The organism is Sulfitobacter sp. IGS-18 (genome assembly GCF_059628195.1).
The window spans coordinates 391,325-413,001 of sequence record NZ_JCAQIH010000002.1 but is presented as its reverse complement, the minus strand read 5'-3'; the positions used below and the strand labels follow the sequence as shown (position 1 = coordinate 413,001).

The window sequence follows — 21,677 nt, the reverse complement described above, 5'->3', positions numbered from 1 at the left end:
CAGGGTGGGGTGGATCAGGCCATACTGGTTGCAATTCTCGGCGCGGCAAAATCGAGGAACGCACGGAGCTTCTGCGGGATCAGGGCGCGCGGCTCATAGACCAGATGAACGGGCCAGGGGGCAGGCTCAAAACGCTGCAAGAGCGGCACGAGTTGCCCCGTCCTGATCGCAGCGGCAACCTGGTAGGACAGAACACGCGTGAACCCCAGCCCGTCAATGGCCGCGTCGATCGCCGCCTCGGCGGTGTTGACGATCAGGCGCGACCGCATCGGCCCGACTTTCTGCGGCCGCTCCGATCCGAACTGCCAGTTCGGCGGCGACATCAGGCTCTCGAAGGTAATGGCATCCAGCTTCGCGAGATCGCCGGGGTTCTCGGGCATTTGGTGTGTTTCGAGATAGGAGGGGCTGGCGCAGACGACGCGGCGCACCTCGCCAACCTTGCGCGCAATGAACATGCTGTCGGAAAGCGGGCCGATGCGCACCGCCAGATCGAGGTGTTCTTCGTGGAGGTTCACCGGCCGGTCCGTCAGTTCCATCCGTATGTCGACCTCAGGGTAGGCACGCAGAAAGGCGGTGACCGCAGGCAATACATGCAAGCGGCCAAAGACGATGGGGGCGGTCATCGTCAGCGTTCCGCGCGGTGCCGTGAATTCACCTCCGGCGTTGCGCTCGGCTTCGGCAACCTCTTCGATGATCCGGCGGCAGGCCGCGAGGTAGGTCTGCCCGGTATCGGTGAGCGTCAGCCCCCGGGGAGAGCGCAGCAATAATTCGGCGCCGAGCTTGTCCTCCAGTTCGGAAATCCGGCGGCTGACCGTGGCGATGGGCATTGCCAACGCCCGGGCACCGGCAGTCAGGCTGCCTTCGTCCACGACGCGCACAAATATGGACATGGTCTCCAGACGGTCGGTCATGTTGTTTCCATAAATTGGGAATCATTATTCCATTAATGTAGTCTACCGCCAATTTTTGGAAGCCCCTAAGTCTGCCTCACACAGCAAGCAGAGGAGCTTTCACATGTCCCGAATCACATTTCCCGCCACCATAGCAGCAGCGCCCGAGGCATCGCAGCCACTGTTGCAAGCCGTCGAGAAGCAGCTGGGTTCCGTCCCCAACCTGTTCCGTCTCGCCAGTGTCAGCCCCACCGCGTTGCAGGGCTATCTCGGCCTGTCCGGGGCGCTTGCCAAAGGTCGCCTGCCGGCCGCCACCCGCGAACGCGTGGCCCTGGCCGTGGCACAAGCGAATGGCTGCAGCTATTGTCTTTCGGCCCACAGCTATCTCGGCAAGAACCATGCCAAGCTGGATGACGCCGAGATCGCGGCAAACCGGGCCGGGCGGTCGACCGACGCCAAGGCGGACGTTGCCGTGCAATTCGCCGTCAAGGTGCTCAATGCGCGGGGTCGCGTTGCAACAGAAGATCTTCGCGAGGTTCGCGATGCCGGTTACGACGACGGCCAGATCATCGAGATCGTGCAGCATGTCGCGCTGAATATCTGGACCAACTATCTCAACGAACTGGCCCAGACCGAGATCGACTTCCCCGTGGTCGATGCTGGCGTTCTCGCCGCATGACCTAGCGTGGTGGCCGGGCGCTGTCCCGGCGTCCCGGCCGCCCGCCCTTGATACCCGCCCCTGACCGCAAAGGATGCAGCGATGACCCGTCCCCCGCTTCCCCCATTCACCGAAGACAGCGCCCGTGAAAAGATCCGCCTGGCCGAGGACGGCTGGAATTCCCGCGATCCGGCCAGGGTGGCGCTGGCCTATACGCAGGGCAGCCGCTGGCGCAACCGCGTCGAATTCCCGGTGGGCCGAGCCGAGATCGAGGCTTTCCTGACCCGTAAATGGGCGCGCGAACTGGAGTATCGCCTGATCAAGGAACTCTGGGCTTTCGCGGGCAACCGCATCGCCGTGCGCTACGCCTATGAATACCGCGACGACAGCGGGCAATGGTTCCGGGCCTATGGCAACGAGAACTGGGCGTTCGCGGCGGATGGCCTGATGGCGCAGCGTCATGCAAGCATCAACGAGCAACCGATCCGTGAGGATGAGCGTAAACTTCATTGGCCGCTGGGCCGCCGGCCTGACGATCACCCGGGCCTGTCCGATCTTGGTCTTTGAGCCATGACCGGTTCCGTTTTTCACGCTGGCGAGCGCGCGGTGCAGGATCGCGCTGGTGTTCCGGCGGGTTGGCGCCAACGCGCCGCCCGCGCGATCCGGCCGGAGATACCCCTGCTGCTGCAGCCTTTTTTCGAAAGCCTGCCTGTGCTGTTTGTCGGTCTGCAGGACATGCGGGGAAGGCCGTGGGCCACGGTCTGCCCGCTGCCAGCGGGAGCACAGGTGACCCGCAACCGGCTGACGGCCCGCGGCCGCCCGGTGCTTGCCGATCTGCTCGGCCTTGATCTGCGGTCCGGCAGCAAGGCGGCGGTGCTTGGGCTGGACTTCGCGACCAGGCGGCGCAATCGCGTGAATGGCACTGTCGTCTCTGCGACAGAGGATATTCTGTCGATCGCGGTCGAACAATGCTACGGCAATTGTCCGCAATACATCCGGATGCGCGACATCTGCCCGCCCGCCGCGCCAGTGCCGCTTGCGGAAGGCAAGCCCGTTGCCATTGGCGATGCACGCGTGCAACGGATCATCTCGCAAGCGGATACTTTCTTCATCGCAACCCATGCAACTGACGGGGCGGATGTGTCCCATCGGGGCGGGGTGCCCGGTGTCCTGCGCCAGAATGCAGACGGCTCGCTTTCTTTTCCGGATTATGCCGGCAACCGCTACTACAACACGCTGGGCAACATCGAGGTTTCGGGCCGCGCAGGGCTGTTGATCCCGGATTTTGCCAGTGGCGAGGCAATCTTTCTGACCGGCAGGGCGAGCGTCGATTGGTCTCCGGCCCGTGCTGTCGCCTTCGCAGGGGCTGAGCGCGTGGTGGATGTTCAGCCCGAGGAGGTCTGGTATGCGCAGCATGGGGTGCCGCGCGGTGTCTTCAGACCGCACACAGGATGATGACAGAAGGGAAATGATGGCGTTTGAAGGGCTGTTTTCCTCGCATGGAAGATCCTTTCAAAGCCACAGTTCGAGACTGACGGCGGTTCATGAACGGTCCCGTTTCAAAGCCTGCCGTGCCTGGATCAATGCCATGCCCGATTGCAGCAGCACCACTCCGATAATCAGCAGCAACAGTGTCAGGCTGATCGGACGCTCGACAAAGATGGCGAAACTGCCGTCCGACAGGGAAAGGGAGCGCCGGAAGTTTTCCTCCACCATCGGCCCCAGCACAAGGCCCAGCACCAGCGGCGGTGCAGGCAGGGACAGCAGGCGCATCACCCAGCCGACCACGCCGAAGGCCAGCAATTGATATACGTCGAAAACCGAGTTCCGTATGGAATAGGTTCCGATGAGGATGAGAACGATGATCATCGGATAGAGCAGACGGTAGGGAATGCGCAGCATCGACACCCACAAGCCGATCAGCGGGATGTTGAAGATCAGCAGGATGAAGTTGCCAAGCCAGAAGCTCATGACAAGACCCCAGAACATCTCGGGCTCGGTGGTGATCATGCGCGGACCGGGTGCGACGCCATGGACAATCATTGCGCCCAGCAAAAGCGCCATGACCGCATCGCCCGGCACGCCCAGGGTCAGGGTCGGGATAAAGGCGGTCTGCGCGGCCGAGTTGTTGGCCGCTTCCGGCCCGGCGACGCCCTCGACCGCGCCCTTGCCCATGCTTTTCCGGTTGCGGGAGGATTTGTTCTCGACCGCGTAGGAAAAGAACGACGCGATGGTCGATCCGGTGCCGGGCAGGGCACCGAAGAAGCTGCCGATGGCAGAGCCGCGCAGGATCGCCGGAAACGCGTCCCGGAATTCCGTCCGCGTCGGGATCATCGAGCGGAATGACACTTTGGCCGTTGCGATGCGGTTTTCCTTGCGGCCGATATTGGACAGCACTTCCGACAGGCCGAACAGACCCATGGCCGAGGCGACAAGGCTCACGCCATCCATCAGCTCCATCTGGCCGTAGGTGAAACGCATGGTGCCCGAGGTCAGGTCAAGTCCGACAATCCCGATGACGATCCCGACAACCACCATGGCGAGGTTGCGGATCGCGGATCCTTCTGACAATGTTGCCGCCGCGATCAACCCCAGGGCCATCAGCATGAAGAATTCCGGCGAGCCGAAGCGCAGCGCGATCTGGGAAATCTGTGGCGCGAACCCGGTCATGATCAGGATGCCGATGCTGCCACCGATGAAGGAGGCGACAGCGGAAATGAACAGGGCAACGCCGGCGCGGCCGTTGCGGGTCATCTCGTAGCCGTCCAGACAGACAACGGCCGAGGATGCTGTCCCCGGCATCCGCAGCAGAATCGAGGCCACGGAACCGCCATATTGCGCCCCGTAGTAAATGCCCGCGAGCATGACGATCGCATCTGTCGGGGAGACGTAATAGGTCAGCGGCAGCAGCATCGAAATCGCCGCCATCGGGCCGATGCCCGGCAGAACACCGATGAACATACCGACCGAAACGCCCAGCAGGCAAAACAGGAAGGTCTGCGTTGAAAGGGCAACCTGCGCGCCGAGGATCAGGTTGTCGATCATCGCATCAATCCCGGCGGCAGGAACTTGAACTGCAAATCAAGAGCCAGGCCAAAGATCAGCCATATCCCGAAACAGATCGCCAGGGGCAACAGCACCCATTCGACCATTTTCCGCTCAGGCTCTGCCATGGCTGCGATCAGGGTCACGACGATGATAGCAATGAAACCGCCGACGATTTCATAGAGGACCGCGAAAGCGACGATGGCCGTCAGCAGAAGGGCAGGAGGGCCGAGCGGGCCAGGTGTCACGCGGGCTTCGGGTGTCCGCCAGCCCTCGACCAGGAGGACGAGGCCGAAGACGGACAGGATGACGCCGAGGGCGGCGGGGAAATAGCCCGGCCCCATCTGGCTGGTGCTGCCAAAGGGCATACGGGACGCTTCGAGGATGACGACAGCGGACATGGCGATCAGGGTCAGGCCGCTCTGGCTGCCGCGCGATGTCAGCCTGTACAGAAAGCGGGTTCGGGTAAAGAATTGAGCCACGACAGTCTCCGGTGAAGAGGTATGAAACGAAATCGGGCCGCCCTGTGGCGGGCAGCCCGTGACGGTTCATTGCAGTTCGATACCGGCGCTTTCCCCGATGTTGCGGAACAGCTTGGAATGGTCCTGGATGGTCTGCCTGAGGGTCGCATTGTCCCGGTATTTGGGGAACAGCCCGGTCAGCAGGGCGGTTTCGCGGAATTGCGCATCTGCAACGACCTGCTCCATCGAGGCAGAGAGCTTTTGCACGATGTCATCGGGCGTCCCATCGGGCACGAAAACGCCGAACCAGCCCACAACTTCCACGTCGAAACCGGCTTCCGCCGCGGTCGGAACGTCGGGGGCCTTGGGATGGCGCTCTGCTGACAGGACGGCAAGAACATCGAGCGTATCCTGACCGTATTGTTGCAGGATATTGGGCGCCATCAGCATGTCGATCTCACCCGACATGACCGCCGCCATCGCCTCGTTCGTGTCGTTGTAGGGGATATGCTTGCCCTGACCTTTGACGGCATCCAGAAACAGAAGTGTGGTGAACTGGGCCATCGACCCGATCCCGGTAGAACCGTAGGTGGTGCCTTCCGTCTTGCGCAGATGGTCAACGAGATCGCCAAGGTTTTCGAACCCGAGGCCCTTCGAGGTGCCGACGAAGACCGACGCATCGGTCAGGCTGGCGACCGGCTCGAAATCCGCGACGGGATCGCATTGCAGGTTGGGGTTGATCAGCGGCTGGATGACATGTGTGGAATTGTTGGCGAAAAGCAGCGTGTATCCGTCATTCTCCGCGTTTGCTGCAAGCATGGTCCCAAGGGACCCGCCTGCGCCAGGTTTGTTTTCGACGATGACGAGCTGTCCGTATTCCGTCGACAGGCGGTCAGCCGCAAGACGCGCAATCCTGTCGGTCGCCCCACCGGCGCCATAAGGAACAATCAAAGTGACGGGGCGTTCGGGCCATTCACCTGCGACCCCTGATGTGGCCAGCACGGACATCCCGAGGGCAGCAGCAATAGATACGATAACTCGCATGGAAATTCCTCCCTTTTACACGCCTTCTTCGAGCGGGTCCGTTCCGGTCTCCCTCCCGGTCCGGCCAGTTTCTGCGTGATTTCATATTGGTACTGCCATGCCGTAGCAGGCCGTTATGCTAATTACTTATAGGCTCCGAGGGTCCCGGCTCTTTGCCGTGGAGGACCCTCGAACGCGAACAAGCACACGCCGGGCCTCTCAGTCAGAAAATCATTGTGGCTTTCCGTGCTGCGGGCGGCCAATGCGCTGCCGATCCCGGCGCCGCTCTTGCCGACCGCCCGGGCCTTCGGCAAGGAACTCCTCCAGATCCCGATATGAAACTCCGTAGCGCAAGTAGAAGAAAACCGCGTGCAAGTTCGCGTCTTTCGGAGAATGCGCGCCCTAAAATGAAATTGACATGGTTTGCTCCTGTCATCTGTCAGCACGCGCAACCAGAACAGCGTTTGATCTGACAGTTGGGGACGGAGTTTGCGACAGGCCCCTTGTCAGTCGCAGCGTGCGCTCATGCCGCCGTCGACCACGATTTCGGTGCCGGTGACGAAGCGTGCCTCTTCCGAGCAGAGGAAAAGCGCGGCATTCGCGGTGTCGCGGCCATCACCCATCCAGCCCAGCGGAATCCGCCGGACGCGCGATTGCAGCAATGCGTCGACGTTGCCCCCCGTGCGCTGCCCCGCCAGCCGTGTCTCGACCATCGGTGTGTGCAGCTGACCGGGGACCACGGTGTTGACCCGCACACCCTTTGGCGCGAATTCCACCGCTGTCACCTTGGAGAAATGGATGATCGCGGCCTTGGCCGAGGCATAGGCGATCTGCGGCGAGCCGGTAAAGCGGGTGCCCGAGGTCGAGGAGGTGTTGACGATGGCCCCGCTGCCTTTCTCTGCCATATGCGGCAGCACCGCGCGGCAGGTCAGGTAGACGCTCTTGAGATTGAAATCCATCTGACGGTCCCAGCCGGCCTCGTCCAGGTCGGTCGCGCCACCCTTGGCCGAGCCGCCGACGTTGTTGACGAGGATGTCGACGGTGCCGAACCTTTCGATGCAGGCGGCAACCATCGCCTCGACCGCCGCGCTGTCGGTCACGTCGCAGAGGTAGGGTTCAATCTCGCCCCCGACGGCGCGCACCCGCTCAAGCGTTTCTTCCATCGTGTCGGCGCGCAGATCGACGGCAAAGATCCTGGCACCTTCTTCGGCAAAGCGCACGCAGGTGGCGCGGCCGTTGCCCCAGCCCGGCCCGACACAGCCGGCCCCGGTCACGATTGCGATTTTGCCTTCCAGACGTCCGGTCATGTCAGCTCTCCTCAAAGCGGTAAAGTTTTGTCGGGTTATCGACCAGCAGCGCCTGAAGCGCGCGGGCATCGGGTGCGATCTGCGGCAGCAGGTCGAACAGGTCTCCGTCATCCGGCGGGTCGCTGCGGTAATTGGGGTGCGGCCAGTCCGTGCCCCAGACCACCCTGTCGCCAAAGCGTTCGACGATGGTGCGGGCAAACGCCACCGCATCCGCATAGGGCGGGTCCTGGCGCGAGGCGCGTTCGCAGCCCGATACCTTGCACCAAAGGTTGTCGTGATCGAGCAGGCGCAGCAACGCCTGGAACGGCGGCTGGTTGACACCGAGCGCGGCATCCACCCGGCCGAAGTGATCGACGACGACAGTCACGGGCAGATCGGCCAGCAGCGGCGACAGGGTTTCGATCAGGCCGGGGCCCATATGCACCTGAAGATGCATGCCACGATCAGCAAGACGCGGCGCAAGTGCGCGCAGCTCCTCGGGGCTGGCGCCCGGCGCGAGATGCGCCATGTAGTTGAACCGCATGCCGCGAAAGCCCTGGTCTGCCAGCTTGTCCAATGCCGCGTCGCTGACATCCGGAGGTGCCAGCGCGATGCCCAGATAGCGGCCAGGGCGGGCCTGCATTGCATCCACGACCACCGTGTTGTCATTCCCGTGCACCGCAGATTGCACAATCACGCAGCGGTCGATCCCCATCTGGTCGTGCAGCGCGAACAGGGCTTCCTTCGGCGCGTCGGCAGGCTTGTAGCTGTTGACCTCGCAATAGGGGAACTGGTCGCGGGGGCCGAAGACGTGGCAATGGCAATCCGTCGCGCCCCCGGGCAATTCTGCGCGGGTCGTGCGTGGATAGCGTTTCCAGGTCAGGGGACGTTCATTCATTGGAAAGCTCCGGGGCCGGGTTGTCCCCCATCGGGGGCACTTTGAAGATGTTGATGGTCAGCGAAATCAGCGTGTAATAGCCAAGCATCCCCACGAGATCGACGAGCGCCTGCGTGCCCAGAACCTCTGTCGCGCGGGCATAGAGCGCGTCATCGACATTGCGTGTTTCATGCGCGGCCCGCGAGACGTCATAAACCACGGCCTCTGCCGGATCGTCGAAATCGGGGCGGCGGTTTTGCCGGATGTCCTCGATGATCCGGGGGGAAAGGCCGGCTTGCAGCGCATGTCCCTTGTGGATCTGCCATTCGTATTCCGAGCCGAACACCCGGCCCGTCACAAGGATCGCGAGTTCGGAAAGCCTGGGGTCGAGCACCGTGTCGTAACGGCAGTAGCGACCGAGATCCTGCGCCCTGGCCGCCAGTTCGGGGCGGTGCAGCCAAACGGCCAGCGGACCGCGGACCCCGCCGCGCGGGCCGCTGGCGATGGCATCATGAATTTCCTGCTGCCGGGCGTTGTAGGTTGCGGGGTCTGGTGCGGGCAGACGTTGGTCGGGCCAGAGGCTCATTCCTGTTTCCTTTCGGTTCTTGTCCAGCAGGGGTGATTGCGGGCGAATTCCTGCAACCATTTGTCGAGTTTTGGATGGGCATCCTGCCAGGCGAGGGGCCGCCGCCAGTTCAGGTAGCCAAGCGCGGCGGCAAGGGTGATCTGGACCAGCTCCGCACGGGCCGGATCCGGCAGATCGTTTTCAAAAGCGGCAAGGGCGCGGGTCATCTTGCCCTTCTGATGGGCCAGCCAGCGTTCGGAGGCCTGATCCGACCTGCGAAAGCGGCCTTCATAGGTGACCAGAAGTGCCGCGTCGGTGATCCCGTCCGCCAGCCGCGCCCGGGTCAGAACGCGAAACCGTTCGGGCCCCTCACGGGGCATCAGCCGACCGCCGCCTGTGAGCGCATCGAGCATCTCAAGGATGACATGGCTGTCGAAAAAGGCCTCCTCTCCGATCAGGAGACAGGGCATTTTACCCAGTGGGTTCTGCAGGCGCAGACCATCGGTTTCGGCCAGCGTGTCGGCAGGCTCCAGCCGGATCCGCGCGTCCAGCCCGAGGGCGATCAGCGCCATGCGGACCTTGCGCCCGAAGGGCGAGGTTTCGGTGCTGCGCAGAACGACGGCAACCGCCGGATCGTCCCAGAATCTGCGCAGCTCCGTCATTGCATACGCTCCGGCAGGAAGAGCGCGATTTGCGGAAAGGCGCAGAGCAGCACCAGCATCACCAGGCCCGCGATCACGAAGGGCAGCAGGCCGCGGAACACGTCTTCAAGCTGGACCCGGCCATTCGAGGCGGATTGCACCACGAAACAGTTGATGCCCACCGGTGGCGTGACCGCGCCGATTTCCACCAGCAGCACCACGAAGATGCCGAACCAGACCGGATCGAAACCCAGGTTCATCATGACCGGATGGGTGATTGGCAATGTGATCGCCAGGAGCGCCGGTGCATCCATCAGCATGCCCAGGGCGAGATAGATCAGCGCGACCAGCGCGACGATGATCCAGCGATTGACCTCAAGCCCGGTCAGGAAGCCGCCGACACTGTTGGTGACACCCGAGAGCGCGAGGAACTTTGAAAAGACCAGTGCACACATCAGGATGGCAAAGATCATCGCGGTTGTCCGCATCGTCTCCATCAGCGTGTCTTTCAGGGCGATGCTCTTGAACCCGCGATGTCGGATGAGCGCCAGGATCAGCGTCAGCATCGCGCCGATCCCGCCCGCTTCGGTTGGTGTGAAGATGCCAAGGTAAAGGCCCGAGACGATGGCCGCGATGATCAGCACCAGCGGGCCTGCCATGCGCAGCGACAGGACCTTTTCGCGCAGCGAATAGGTCGTGGTTTCCATCGGGGCAAGTTCGGGGTTCATCCGCACCCGCACCCAGATCGCCACGCAGAGGATCAGGGCAAAGAGAATGCCCGGGATGAAACCCGCAATCAGCAGCGCTCCGATGGAACTGTCGGTGAGGATGCCATAAACGACAACCAGCGCGGAGGGCGGGATCATCACCGCAAGCGTGCCGGCAATGGCAATCGACGCCGAGGCAAGGCTTTTGTCATAGCCGCGATTCAGCATCTGCGGCAGTGCAAGTTTGGTAAAGACGGTCGCGGTGCCGACCGATGAGCCCGAGGCCGCACCGAAAGCGGCGGCGCCCAGCGTTGTCGAAATCGCCAGCCCGCCGCGCAGCCCGCCCAGCCATTTCGACGCGGCTTCGAACAGGTCTTCGCCCAGCCCCGCCCGCATGGCGAAAAAGCCCATCAGCAGGAACAGCGGGATCACCGAGAAATGGAACGAGTGTGTGGTGTCGAAGAACACCGTCGAGAGCAACGCCGTGGCAGCGTGGAACCCGACCAGCGCGGCGAGGCCAAGCGCCCCGACAAGGCCGAGGACCACCATCACATTGATGCCAAGCAGGATGCCGGCAAAAAGGCCCAGCGTCCCGATAAGGCCGATAACCAGATTGCTCATTCGATTTCCTCCGGTTCGGCATCGGGCAGCGCCCCGCCAAGCGCGGCCAGAACCGCGTCAATCAAGAATTGGATGGTGAGAAGCGCCATGCCAAAGGCGATTGCGCCTTTGACCGGCCAGAGCGGGTAACGGATCGAACCACGCTCGATTTCGCCGATGGCAAAGGATTTCGCAGCCAGCTTCCAGCCCGCATAGGTTGCCCAGGCAAACAAACCGGCCCCGGCCAGCATTGCCAGAACGACGGCGGCGCGGCGCAGACCTTGTGGCAGGGTTCGGGTCAACAGCACGACCTTGATGTGCCCGCCCTCGTATTGCGTCATGGCAAGCGACAGGAACACGATGATCGGAAGCGCGCCTTCGGTCAGTTCCAGCGTGCCCGCAACAGGCGTATTGAACAGGTACCGCAGCAGCGCATTCGCAACGACCAGAACCATCACCGCCATAAGCGTGATGCCCGCCAGCAGCCCGCAGAGGTTCAGCACACGGCCGAATGCGGCGCGCAGTTTCATTGTATATTGCATCGGAATTCTCCTGCGACATTGGCGCGGGCGCGGCCCGCGCCAATATGCGACGTTCAGAATGTCAGCTTGGCGACGATGTCATCGACCGGAAGGTCAAGGGCCTTGGCCTTTTCGATCCATTCGTTGCGCACCGCCTGGACCTTGTCGTCGGCAACCAGCGCTTCAAGCTCGCCCGCCGGGAAGTCGATCACTTCCACGCCCAGATCGCCCTGCCAGAGTTTGCGCACCCGCGCGTCATCCTCATCCAGCATGCGGCTGTATTCCATCAGGTAATCATGCCCGAGCTGATCGACCACGGCGCGGGTTTCCGCGTCCAGCGCGTTGTAGCTGTCGAGGTTCATCGCGATGATATGGCCGAACGAGGCACCGAAGGGCACTTCGATATAGTATTTGGCCACCTCGTCATATTTCCAGCCGCGCGCCAGGGCGGGTCCGATGGGCGTGCAGTCGATCACGGAACGCTGCAGGGCCTCATATGAATCGGAGGTCGAGATCGACACCGGCGTCGCCCCCATCGCCTCGATCAGCGCGGGGTAGGCAAAGCCGTAAGAGCGGATCCGCAGACCGGCCATATCGTCAATCGAACGGACCGGCTTGGTGCAGAGCAGGCCGTAGTTCTCAAGGGGCCGAAAGCCGACAGCGTGAAGATTTTGCTGTGCAAGCTCCTGACCGAACTGCGGATAGTCCTTGTGCCAGGTCGCCATCGCTTCACCCACGCCCTGGGTCTTCATCGGTTGCGGGATGTAGAAGCCGACGGCGTTGTTCAGCGGCAGAAGGTCCGGAAAATAGGGCGTGATCACATCGCCGAAGTCGCCCACGCCTGCGGCCAGCGCCTCGGGGATCTCGCGGGCCTTTGCAACGGAACCGCCCCAGAAGATGTCGATTTGATGCTTGCCACCGGTCCGCTCTGCGAACTGATCGGCAAACCATTGTGTTGTGATCGCCTGTGCATCACCCGCGCCTCGCGGCTTGTAGGTGATCCACTTGAAAGTGTCGGCACATGCGGCGCTGGCCAGAACAGTCGCCACAATTGTCGCGGAAATCAGGGTTCTCATGCAGTCTCCTCCCATTTCAGCGATTCCTCCAATCGCTGTACCGGTAAATGACTGCCAGAACGGAAGGCATGCGAAAAATGCTAGATAAACATGACTTTCATGCTGTCAGGGTATGGCTAGTGCCAGATATTGCGTTCCACCAGTTCCCCGACGATTTCGGCGATGACGGTTTCGACTGCCTTGATCGCCATATTCTGCCGCTGGTCGGATTTGATCGCGGTGCAAAGCCGCCATTGAACTTCCGGTTCGACAATCGGAACGGCAATCAACGTCCCCAGGTGGAATTCGGTAAGAACACCGCCGAATGTCAGAAGCGTGAAACCGTGCCCATCCCGGACCAGTGCTTTCAGGTGCCAGACGCCATCGACCCTTTGGGTGACGTTCAACTTGCGACCGATCTTTTCCGCATGTTGATCGGCCAGCAATCGCAGATAGTTGGAACGAGACGGCATGATCAGCGGCAATGATGCGGCTTCTGCAAGCGTGTAAAAGGGTTTGTCGAGCGATCCCGTCTGCCCGATCAGGTGAAGCTTTTCGATCAGCAATTCCTGGGCGGTGATATCCACGCGGTCCGGCGGGTTGTGCATGACAGCCAGACTGATCTGACCGGTGAGCAGCCAATCCTCCAGATCGCGGCTGAAGCCTTCCCTGAATCGCAGTTCAATGTCCGGAAAACGCGCTGTGACGCGCCGCAGCAATGGCGGTGCGATGAATTCGCCCGGGGTCGGGGGCATGCCGATGACGACCGTGCCGACCGGCCGTTCGGAACTTGCGGTGACGTCGTGATAGGTCTGGGCGAGCTGCCCGAAGAGCGTATAGGCACGATCCAGCAGGATTTTTCCTGCCGGTGTCACCTCGACCCCCCTGACCGAGCGTTCGAAAAGCGCGAGGTTCAGATCGTGTTCGAGATTGGCGATCTTCCGGCTGAGCGCCGGTTGCGCAATGTTGAGGCGACGGGCGGCGCGCGTGATGTTCCGCTCTTCAGCGACGGTAATGAAACACCTCAATGTGCGAATGTCTGGTTCCCAGTCTGGCAAACTATCTGTCCGTTCATCTTTTGCGGTCAGGGGCTCATCGGACGCGCTGGTGTGGCTTTGAAAGTTCTGTCAGGGGGATGAGCACCTGCGACCTGTATAAACCCAACCGCACATCCTGCCACTATGCAACACAGGAGGCGGAGAAAGGGAAACCCGGGGTGCCCGGCCTGAAAAGGAGCGGGAAAGTCCCTTGAAGGGTGATGCGTGACAGCAGCCCTGCCTATTGCCTTTGCCGCGCCCAGCTGTGGTGCGCAGGTCTGGTTCAGCGGTTCCCTAGGAGAGTTTCGTTTCCCGTGGGTATCCGTTCAGGGCCGAAGTTGCGTATTCGGCGGAAGCCAGCCCGATGGCGTCCTGCATTTGAACAGCACGTCCGCCCGGGATCAGCTTTTCCGTCGCAGCTTCGCCCTTACCTGCCAGCGGTTTTCTGGTGCTGACGGCTGTTCCATTCCGTCTCGGACATGGTCGGAAGATCGAAGGTCGCATTGGAACGGCAATAGCCATGACCGCCCATGCGCCCCAAAGCGTCGAGGGCCGCTGCATCGACATGAAAACGGTCATTCACGAGACCGGGCCTTGCGTGCATCGCCAGCACTTCGCCCAGAATGATTTCCCGCGATTTGCCGATGTTGAGCGTCACATGGCGTTTGCATTCGAACCGCACCGGCGCTTCGGCGATCTGCGGAGAGGAGACGAATTCGCCCGGGATCATTGTCAGCCCCGCCATCTCCAGCTCGTTCACGCCTGCGCCGAAGGGCACGGCGGTCACATTCATTGCATCCAGGTTGTCGAAGCCGACGATATTGACGGTGAATTCCTCAGTGACGCGGATGTTGTGGCCGGTGTCCTTGAACCGCATGTCGGAGTGGTTTTCCACGCCAAGCGCGAGGATTGCCGGATCCGACGACAGGCAGTTGAAAAAGCTGAAGGGTGCGGCGTTGGGGCGGCCCCGTTCATCCACCGTTGTCACCCATGCGATGGGGCGCGGCACCACCGATCCGATCAGCAGCTTGTAGCGGTCGCGGGCACCGAGTTCGGCAAAATCGAAACGGTCGGAGACTGGGGCAGTGCGGTTCATGGGCATCTCGAATGTTGAAAACGGCAAGAGGCGCGCGGCAGCTCAGTCGTTCGGGGTGACATAGCGGGCGAGGATATCGCTCACGTTGTTCTTTTCCGCGTCGTCGGGTTTGAGCAGGGCGCGGTCCTGAACGCCGTGCAGGTGCCGGTGCATCCGCGCTATGGCGCGTTCGGCATCCCTGTCCGCTATGGCGGCGATGATCTCTGTGTGTTCATCCAGCCCGCATTTCGCTGAATGCGCCTGGGCGAAACGCGCCATTATCAGCGAACAGCGGGATACGATCTCGTTGACGTAGTTCGCGAGGATCTTGGAGCCGGTCAGCTCTGCCAGCAGGATGTGGAATTCACCTGCCAGCCGGATCGACCGTGTGGTGTCCACGTGGAGATATTTGTTTTCCTCGGCCAGATGCGCCCTGAGCGCCTTGACGATGGGCTTTGGGTCCATCGCGCAGAGACGTTGCATCACTTCGCGTTCAAGGCATTGCCGCATTTCGAAGATGTCGTGTGCTTCTTCGATGGTCGGCACCGCGACCGAAGCGCCGCGATTGGGCTGCAGATCGACCAGCCCCTCGGCATCGAGCCGGACCAGCGCATTGCGCACGGTCGTGCGGCTGACGCCGAAGGTTTCGCCAATCGAATCCTCGGGCAGTTTCACGCCGGGCTTGAGCGCCTGTTCGATGATTGCCTGCCGGAGCGAATCATAGACCGGAAAGCTGCGTGTCGCGGATTTATACATGTCGGACCTATACCATATCGCCTTCGGAAGTCAGCGGTTAGTGCATTCATCCTATTGGATACAATGATTGAATACAATAATTAACTTTTTTGTAGTCAGAACGGAATTTTCTCGCTAGCTTTCAGGAAATAAATGGCTGCATGGCGGAGAATCCCTCAGTTTTTCAAGGGAAATTCGACGTCACTTCAGAAAGTTCCGACATAAAATGTATACAATTTATCAAGTGACCGTATGCAAAAAACTGGGAGAAACACGATGAAACGACTTCAAACCATCCGGCGCGCGGCCATCTGCGGGGCCGCCGCAGCCTTGCTGGCCGGTGCTGCCAGCGCCGAAACGATCCGCTGGGGTGCACCCCGCGATATCGTCTCGCTTGATCCGTATTCCTACGGCGACAGCTATACGATCAACTTCCTGAACCACATTTACGAAGGCCTGGTGCGCTATAACCGGGATCTGGAGATCGAACCGGCACTGGCAACCGAATGGGAAATCGTTTCACCCACCACCTGGCGCTTTACCCTGCGCCAGGGTGTCAAATTCCACGACGGTGCCGATTTCACCGCCGAAGATGTTCTGGCCTCACTGGAGCGGGTGAGTGACGAGACATCGCCGCTCAAGGGGAACCTGCCGGCCTACAAGAGCGCCACGGTGGTCGATGACCACACCATCGACATCGAGTTGACCGGCGCCTATCCGCTGTTGCTGAATGACCTGACAAACATCCACATCTTTGACAAAGGCTGGCTGGTTGCCAACAACGCCGAAAAGCCCACCGATGTGAGCGCGGGCGTCGAAGGCTATGCCACTTTCAACACCAATGGCACCGGCCCGTTCCAGCTGGAATCCCGCACCCCGGAGGCCCAGACCGTGCTGACCGTCAACGGGAATTGGTGGGACGATCCCGCGCATAACCTGACACGGATCGAGTTCCAGCCGATCTCTTCCGCGGCGACCCGGGTTGCGGCGCTGTTGTCAGGCGAAGTCGATTTTGTCGACAGCGCCCCGGTGCAGGATCTGCCGCGCCTTGAGCAGGCGGACAATCTGACGGTGCTTGAGCGCACCGACCTGCGCACCGTGATGCTGGGCTTCAACCGGCGCGACGCGCTGGTGGCCGGGGGCACAAACCCGATGAACGATCTGCGGGTGCGCCAGGCGATGCAGATGGCCGTGGACATGGAGCTGATCCGTGACAAGGTCATGCGGGGCAAGTCACGCAATGCCGGTACGCTGGTTGCACCCTCTATCCCCGGCTATTCCGAGGCGCTGGACGTTCCCGTCGCCTATGACCCCGAAAAGGCCAGGGCGCTGCTGGCCGAAGCGGGTTTTGCCGAGGGGTTCGAGTTCGACTTTGTCTGCACCAATGAAAGCTATGTGAACGAAGAGCAGTTCTGCCAGGCGATTGCCTCGATGTGGTCTCGTATCGGGCTCACGCCCAAGCTTGATATCGGGCCGACCGCCAAGCAGACGCCAAAGCGCGCGAACGGCAAGGCAGATGTCTACACCATCGGCTGGGCGACATTGCCGATGCTGGATACCTATTCGATCCTCGTTCAGATACTGCATTCAAAGGACGGCAACTCGGGCGTGTTCAACTGGGGCGACTGGTCCTATCCCGAACTGGACAAGCTGACCCAATCCGCAGCGGTGGAACTGGACCGTGACACCCGGCTCCAGATGGAAACCGATGCGCTGAAGATCGCCAAGGACGAGATCATCATGATGCCGATGCACCAGCAGCCGATGGCCTGGGCGGTGTCAAAGGGCTTCAGCGATTTCCCGCAGTTCCCCGACAACAAACCACGGATGTGGTACGTCACCAAGTAATCTCCCTGACTGGGGCGGCGCATCGTCGTCGCCCCGTTTTTGCACCTGAACCGGAGACCATCACAATGCTGGCATTCATCATCAAACGCCTCGCCAATGCCGTCTTTGTCATGCTGTCCGTCACGTTTCTGGCCTTTGTCATTTTCACCGCCGTCGGTGATCCGGTCGACCAGATGCTGAACGAACAGGCGACGCAGGCGCAACGCGACGATCTGCGCGAAAAGCTTGGGCTGGATGACCCGTTCCTCGTGCAATATGCCAAGTTCGTCGGGCGCGCGGCGCAGGGCGATTTCGGCATCTCCTTTCGCAATCAGCAGGACGTTCTGGCCATGATCGGCGAACGCTTTCCGGCCACCTTTGAACTGGTGCTGGTGGCGACCTTGATTTCGCTGGTTGTCGGCGTGCCGATGGGCGTGATTACGGCGATCCGGCGACAGACCTGGTACGCCGAGGCGATGCAGTTCACCTCGATCATCGGCGTGTCGCTGCCCAGCTTCGTGGTGGGGATCGGGCTGATCCTGGTGTTTTCGGTCTGGCTGGGCTGGTTTCCGGCATTTGGCCGGGGCGAAACCGTTGATCTGGGCTGGTGGAGCACCGGCCTGTTAACGCCGTCGGGGCGCATGTCCATCATCTTGCCCGCATTGTCGCTTTCGCTGTTCCAGATCACCCTGGTGATGCGGCTTGTGCGCGCCGAGATGCTGGAAGTGTTGCGATCCGATTTCATCAAGTTCGCGCGGTCGCGCGGCATACCCGCCCGGTCGATCCACTTTCGCCACGCGCTGCGCAACTGCCTGATGCCGGTTGTCACGATGACAGCCATGCAGATCGGCGGGCTGATCGCCTTTGCGCTGGTAACCGAGACGGTCTTCCAGTGGCCGGGCATGGGCCTGCTGTTCATCCAGGCTGTCACTTTCGTCGATGTGCCGATCATGGCGGCGTACCTCTGCATCGTTGCCCTGATCTTTGTCGCGCTGAATGCCATCGTCGACATGACCTATGCCGTGATCGACCCGCGCCTGAAAGGAGCTGACGCATGACCGATCAGACCGATACCAAGGTGCCCTCGCGCGCCGAACGGTTCTTTGACAGCGATCTATGGTGGTCGTTCAAGTCGCATAAATCCGCCGTTGGTGCCGCCATCGTGCTGGCACTGGTGATCCTGACCGCGTTTCTGGCACCGCTGCTGTCGCCGCAGAACCCCTATGATCTGGCGGCACTTGAGCTGTGGAACGCCGAGCTGCCTCCGATCTGGATGGAGGGCGGGCAAATGCCGTATCTTTTGGGCACGGATGTGCAGGGGCGCGACATCCTGTCCGGCATTCTTTACGGCACGCGCATTTCCATCATCATCGGCATCGCCTCGGTGGCGGTATCGCTGGTGGTTGGCATCGGCCTGGGATTGATGGCGGGGTATTACGGCGGCTGGATTGACAATGTGCTGATGCGGATCGGCGACGTGTTGCTGTCAATTCCGATCGTGCTGGTGGCAATCCTTGTCAGTTCCGTGGCGCAGCAGTTCCTGTCACCGGCCTGGCGCGAGGCTGGCGTGGCTGCGGTTCTGGTGATGGCCATCGCGATGTATTCCTGGGTGCAATATGCCCGCGTGGTGCGGGCGCAGACCATGGTGGAGCGCCGCAAGGAATATGTCATGGCCTCGCGGCTGGTCGGCACACCCGCGCGGCGACTGATGCTGAAGCACATCCTGCCCAACACGCTGACACCGATATTCGTTGCCGCCACGCTGAACTTCGGTCTCGCCATCCTGATCGAGGCAACGCTGTCTTTCCTCGGCGTCGGCATGCCGCCGAACCAGCCGTCGCTGGGCACGCTGATCCGGGTTGGCAACCAGTACCTGTTCTCCGGCTCCTGGTGGATTGTGCTCTTCCCGTCGATCCAGCTTTGCATCCTTGTGGTTGCTGTCAACATGCTGGGCGATTGGCTGCGCGATGCGCTGAACCCGAAATTACGTTGAAGGAACAAGACAATGAGCGATCTGCTGATCAAAAACGTCCGTGTGCTGGACGGACAACCGACCGAAATCCTGATCCGGAACGGGCGCATCGCCGGGATCGGTGCCGATCTGGACGGTGCCGGAGCCGCAGTCGAGGACGCGGGCGGGCGCATTGCGCTGCCTGGCCTGAGCGAGGCGCATACACATCTCGACAAGTCGCTGCTTGGCTATCCCTGGTATCACAACGATGTCGGCGGCGGGAACCTGATGGCGATGATCGACAACGAGCGCCAGATGAAGCAGCGCCTTGACCTGGATCCGCATGTGCAGTCGATGCGCCACGCGCTCCAGACAGCGAGTTTTGGCGCGACATTGATCCGCAGCCATGTGGATATCGACACGACCGGCGGTCTGCGCGCGCTGGAAGGGGTGATGGAGACCGCCGAAAAACTGGCAGATGTGGTGGAGATTCAGACTGTCGCCTTCCCACAGTCGGGCCTGATGATTGCACCCGGCACCGCGGAACTGCTGGACGAGGCAATGAAGATGGGTGCCGACCTGATGGGCGGGCTTGACCCTTGCGGCGTCGATCACGACCCCAAGGGGCATCTGGATACAATCTTCGGGTTGGCGGAAAAGCACGGCAAGGGCATCGACATTCACCTGCATGAGCGTGGCGAGTTGGGTGCGTTTTCGATGGAACAGATCCTCGACCGGGCCGAGGCGCTGGGGATGAAGGGGATGCTGACCGTCAGCCATGCCTTCTGTCTCGGGATGGCGGACCCTGCGCGGGTCAATCCGCTGCTGGAACGCCTTGGGGCGCTGGAAGCGAGCATCATGACAACGGCGCCGGCGTCCAGCCCGGCACCGCTGGTCCGGCAGATGGCGGAATATGGCATTCGCTTTGGCGCGGGCAATGACGGGATTCAGGATACCTGGGGGCCTTATGGCAATGGCGACATGCTGGAACGGGCCAAGTTCGTTGGCCTGCGCAGCAACCTGCGCTCGGACGCCGAGATGTACATGGCGCTTGACGTCTGCGCGGGTGGCGGGGCCGAGGCGATGGGGATGGAACGGCGCGCGTTGAAAGTTGGCGCGCCGGGTGATCTGGTCATCGTCGAAGGGGTTGCTGTGGCCCATGCCATCGTCCGCCACGCGCCGCGCAAGCTGGTGGTGAAGGCGGGCAAGGTCACCGCCCGCGACGGTGCCACGCTGATGGCTGCGCCGTGATGCGGTTCGGCGACCTTCCCCTTGGCAAGCGGCCTGAAGGCCGGTGGAGCCTGACTGCCGATTGGGTGGTTGTGGACACCCCGGCGGGGCGGCGGCTGGTGCAGGGCGGCGAGGTCGTGATCGAGGGCGACCGGGTCTTGCATGCAGGCGGCCGGTTCGGGGGCGAGTTGCAGGCGCGGTTCGACATGGGGGCGGCGCTGATCGCACCGGGGTTTGTAGATCTTGACGCATTGAGCGATCTGGATACGACGCTGCTGGCACATGACAACTGGCCCAGTGAGCGCAAGGGCCGTGTCTGGCCGCTGTCCTACATGGATCGTGGCCCCTATGAAATGTACACACCCGACGCATTGGTTGCGCAGAAACGGTTTGCCTTCGGGCAATTGCTGCTGAACGGGATTACCTCTGCCGCGCCGATTGCCTCGTTGTTCTATCGCGCATGGGGCGAAACGGTCGACGAATTCACCGCCGCCGCGGATGCGGCAGAGCAGATGGGCCTGAGGGTCTGGCTTGGCCCGGCCTACCGGTCAGGCGGCATGGCGGTGGATCAGCAGGGCCGGTTGAGCGCTGTCTTTGACGAGGCGCGCGGGTTGCAGGGGTTGCAGGACGCAATTGCCTTTGCCGAAGCGATGCAGGGCAGGGACCTGGTTTCGCCGATGCTGGCGCCGGACCGGGTTGAGACCTGCACCGAAGAACTGTTGAAACGTACCATGGCGGCGGCGAATGACCTGGATTGTCCGGTGCGCCTGCACATGGCGCAGGGGCAGATGGAATTGCAGACGGTGCAGGCGCTGCACGGCAGGACCGCGCCGGAATGGCTGGACGGGCTGGGCTGCCTGACGCCGCGGCTGCTGGCGCCGCATGCGACCGTCGCCACCGCAGAGGACCTCGACCGCTATAGCGACAATGGCGTGACGGTGGTGCATTGCCCGCTGGTGTCGGCCCGGCACGGTGGTGCGCTGCGGTCCTTTGCCAAATTGCGTCAGATGGGCATCAACGTGGCCATGGGCACCGATACCGCGCCGCCCGATATGGTGCTGAACATGGCCGTGGGCATGATGGCCTGCCGCCTGAACGACGGGCTGGCGTCTGTCAGCTCGGGCCAGATGTTCGATGCGGCGACTCTGGGTGGGGCGAAGGGCCTGAAGCGCGACGACATTGGCGTGCTGCGCGCCGGAGCCAAGGCGGATGTCGCGGTTTTCGACATGGCCGACAGCTATATGGCCCCGCGCATTGACCCGGTTCAGACCCTGATCCTAGGGGCGACGGGCCGGGTCACCCGCGCCACCATCGTGGATGGCCGTCTTTCCATGCGGGATGGCGACGTGGCCGGGATCGACATGAAGGCGGCGCGCCGGCAGGTGCAGGAACAATTCGACGGGCTGATCGCGAAATATCCCGAAAGGACCCTGGGCCATCCGCCTGTCGAAGAGATCTTTCCGCCCACCTTTCCCCTTTTGATCGGAGACTGA

Annotated in this window: 22 protein-coding genes and 1 pseudogene; 8 read left to right on the top strand and 15 right to left on the bottom strand. The window is 61.9% G+C overall.

Annotated elements, in window-relative coordinates:
* Positions 1-14: 14 nt before the first annotated feature.
* Positions 15-911: a LysR family transcriptional regulator gene (locus tag ACWNZ3_RS20105; protein ID WP_496902048.1), complete on the bottom strand. Its 897-nt coding sequence runs from the start codon at positions 909-911 to the stop codon at positions 15-17.
* Positions 912-1,014: 103 nt separating this feature from the next.
* Between ACWNZ3_RS20105 and ACWNZ3_RS20100 the strand changes: the two genes are divergently transcribed.
* From ACWNZ3_RS20100 to ACWNZ3_RS20090, 3 genes are all read left to right on the top strand, one after another.
* Positions 1,015-1,569, top strand: coding sequence for a carboxymuconolactone decarboxylase family protein (locus ACWNZ3_RS20100; protein ID WP_496902047.1), 555 nt, complete (start codon positions 1,015-1,017; stop codon positions 1,567-1,569).
* Positions 1,570-1,650: 81 nt separating this feature from the next.
* On the top strand, positions 1,651-2,115 hold the full coding sequence (locus tag ACWNZ3_RS20095; RefSeq protein ID WP_496902046.1) for a nuclear transport factor 2 family protein: 465 nt from the start codon (positions 1,651-1,653) through the stop codon (positions 2,113-2,115).
* A gap of 3 nt (positions 2,116-2,118) precedes the next feature.
* Positions 2,119-3,003 carry a pyridoxamine 5'-phosphate oxidase family protein gene (locus ACWNZ3_RS20090; RefSeq protein WP_496902045.1) on the top strand — a complete coding sequence of 295 codons (885 nt, stop codon included), beginning with the start codon at positions 2,119-2,121 and terminating at the stop codon, positions 3,001-3,003.
* 87 nt (positions 3,004-3,090) lie between these two features.
* On the opposite strand, the gene ACWNZ3_RS20085 is transcribed toward ACWNZ3_RS20090, so the two are convergent.
* From ACWNZ3_RS20085 to ACWNZ3_RS20020, 14 genes and pseudogenes are all read right to left on the bottom strand, one after another.
* Complete coding sequence (locus tag ACWNZ3_RS20085; RefSeq protein ID WP_496902044.1) at positions 3,091-4,593, bottom strand: tripartite tricarboxylate transporter permease; 1,503 nt, start codon at positions 4,591-4,593, stop codon at positions 3,091-3,093.
* The gene (locus ACWNZ3_RS20080; RefSeq protein WP_496902043.1) at positions 4,590-5,075 is read right to left on the bottom strand and encodes a tripartite tricarboxylate transporter TctB family protein; all 486 of its coding nucleotides are present in this window, start codon (positions 5,073-5,075) and stop codon (positions 4,590-4,592) included. The genes ACWNZ3_RS20085 and ACWNZ3_RS20080 overlap by 4 nt, the downstream gene beginning before the upstream one ends.
* Before the next feature lie 66 nt (positions 5,076-5,141).
* Positions 5,142-6,098, bottom strand: coding sequence for a Bug family tripartite tricarboxylate transporter substrate binding protein (locus tag ACWNZ3_RS20075; RefSeq protein WP_496902042.1), 957 nt, complete (start codon positions 6,096-6,098; stop codon positions 5,142-5,144).
* A 285-nt stretch (positions 6,099-6,383) separates the two neighbouring features.
* Positions 6,384-6,497, bottom strand: a pseudogene (locus ACWNZ3_RS20070) (IS6-like element ISPmar1 family transposase); the annotation flags it as partial.
* Between the two features lie 86 nt (positions 6,498-6,583).
* Entirely contained in the window at positions 6,584-7,384 is an 801-nt protein-coding gene (locus tag ACWNZ3_RS20065) for an SDR family NAD(P)-dependent oxidoreductase (RefSeq protein ID WP_496902041.1), read from the bottom strand.
* Position 7,385: 1 nt separating this feature from the next.
* Positions 7,386-8,261 carry an amidohydrolase family protein gene (locus tag ACWNZ3_RS20060; protein WP_496902040.1) on the bottom strand — a complete coding sequence of 292 codons (876 nt, stop codon included), beginning with the start codon at positions 8,259-8,261 and terminating at the stop codon, positions 7,386-7,388.
* On the bottom strand, positions 8,254-8,826 hold the full coding sequence (locus ACWNZ3_RS20055) for a carboxymuconolactone decarboxylase family protein (RefSeq protein ID WP_269360454.1): 573 nt from the start codon (positions 8,824-8,826) through the stop codon (positions 8,254-8,256). Before ACWNZ3_RS20055 ends, ACWNZ3_RS20060 begins: the two co-directional genes overlap by 8 nt.
* Positions 8,823-9,467 (bottom strand): glutathione S-transferase family protein, encoded by a 645-nt coding sequence (locus ACWNZ3_RS20050; protein ID WP_496902039.1) that lies wholly within the window; start codon positions 9,465-9,467, stop codon positions 8,823-8,825. Before ACWNZ3_RS20050 ends, ACWNZ3_RS20055 begins: the two co-directional genes overlap by 4 nt.
* Positions 9,464-10,774 carry a TRAP transporter large permease gene (locus ACWNZ3_RS20045; protein WP_496902038.1) on the bottom strand — a complete coding sequence of 437 codons (1,311 nt, stop codon included), beginning with the start codon at positions 10,772-10,774 and terminating at the stop codon, positions 9,464-9,466. Before ACWNZ3_RS20045 ends, ACWNZ3_RS20050 begins: the two co-directional genes overlap by 4 nt.
* The gene (locus tag ACWNZ3_RS20040) at positions 10,771-11,295 is read right to left on the bottom strand and encodes a TRAP transporter small permease subunit (RefSeq protein ID WP_496902037.1); all 525 of its coding nucleotides are present in this window, start codon (positions 11,293-11,295) and stop codon (positions 10,771-10,773) included. The genes ACWNZ3_RS20045 and ACWNZ3_RS20040 overlap by 4 nt, the downstream gene beginning before the upstream one ends.
* 53 nt (positions 11,296-11,348) lie before the next feature.
* Positions 11,349-12,350, bottom strand: a complete 1,002-nt coding sequence (gene dctP / locus ACWNZ3_RS20035; protein ID WP_496902036.1) for a TRAP transporter substrate-binding protein DctP — start codon at positions 12,348-12,350, stop codon at positions 11,349-11,351.
* 116 nt (positions 12,351-12,466) lie between these two features.
* Positions 12,467-13,387, bottom strand: a complete 921-nt coding sequence (locus tag ACWNZ3_RS20030) for a LysR family transcriptional regulator (RefSeq protein ID WP_496902035.1) — start codon at positions 13,385-13,387, stop codon at positions 12,467-12,469.
* Positions 13,388-13,793: 406 nt separating this feature from the next.
* On the bottom strand, positions 13,794-14,462 hold the full coding sequence (locus tag ACWNZ3_RS20025; RefSeq protein ID WP_496902034.1) for a flavin reductase family protein: 669 nt from the start codon (positions 14,460-14,462) through the stop codon (positions 13,794-13,796).
* 42 nt (positions 14,463-14,504) lie between these two features.
* Positions 14,505-15,197, bottom strand: a complete 693-nt coding sequence (locus tag ACWNZ3_RS20020) for a GntR family transcriptional regulator (protein ID WP_114276932.1) — start codon at positions 15,195-15,197, stop codon at positions 14,505-14,507.
* Positions 15,198-15,452: 255 nt separating this feature from the next.
* Between ACWNZ3_RS20020 and ACWNZ3_RS20015 the strand changes: the two genes are divergently transcribed.
* The 5 genes from ACWNZ3_RS20015 to ACWNZ3_RS19995 all read left to right on the top strand — a co-directional run bounded on the left by ACWNZ3_RS20015 (position 15,453) and on the right by ACWNZ3_RS19995 (position 21,677).
* Entirely contained in the window at positions 15,453-17,024 is a 1,572-nt protein-coding gene (locus tag ACWNZ3_RS20015; RefSeq protein WP_496902033.1) for an ABC transporter substrate-binding protein, read from the top strand.
* Positions 17,025-17,089: 65 nt separating this feature from the next.
* A complete protein-coding gene (locus tag ACWNZ3_RS20010; protein ID WP_496902032.1) occupies positions 17,090-18,061 on the top strand; it encodes an ABC transporter permease in 972 nt (323 codons plus the stop codon).
* The gene (locus tag ACWNZ3_RS20005) at positions 18,058-18,996 is read left to right on the top strand and encodes an ABC transporter permease (protein ID WP_114276930.1); all 939 of its coding nucleotides are present in this window, start codon (positions 18,058-18,060) and stop codon (positions 18,994-18,996) included. Before ACWNZ3_RS20010 ends, ACWNZ3_RS20005 begins: the two co-directional genes overlap by 4 nt.
* A gap of 12 nt (positions 18,997-19,008) precedes the next feature.
* Entirely contained in the window at positions 19,009-20,205 is a 1,197-nt protein-coding gene (locus ACWNZ3_RS20000) for an amidohydrolase family protein (RefSeq protein ID WP_496902031.1), read from the top strand.
* Positions 20,205-21,677 (top strand): amidohydrolase family protein, encoded by a 1,473-nt coding sequence (locus ACWNZ3_RS19995; protein WP_496902030.1) that lies wholly within the window; start codon positions 20,205-20,207, stop codon positions 21,675-21,677. The genes ACWNZ3_RS20000 and ACWNZ3_RS19995 overlap by 1 nt, the downstream gene beginning before the upstream one ends.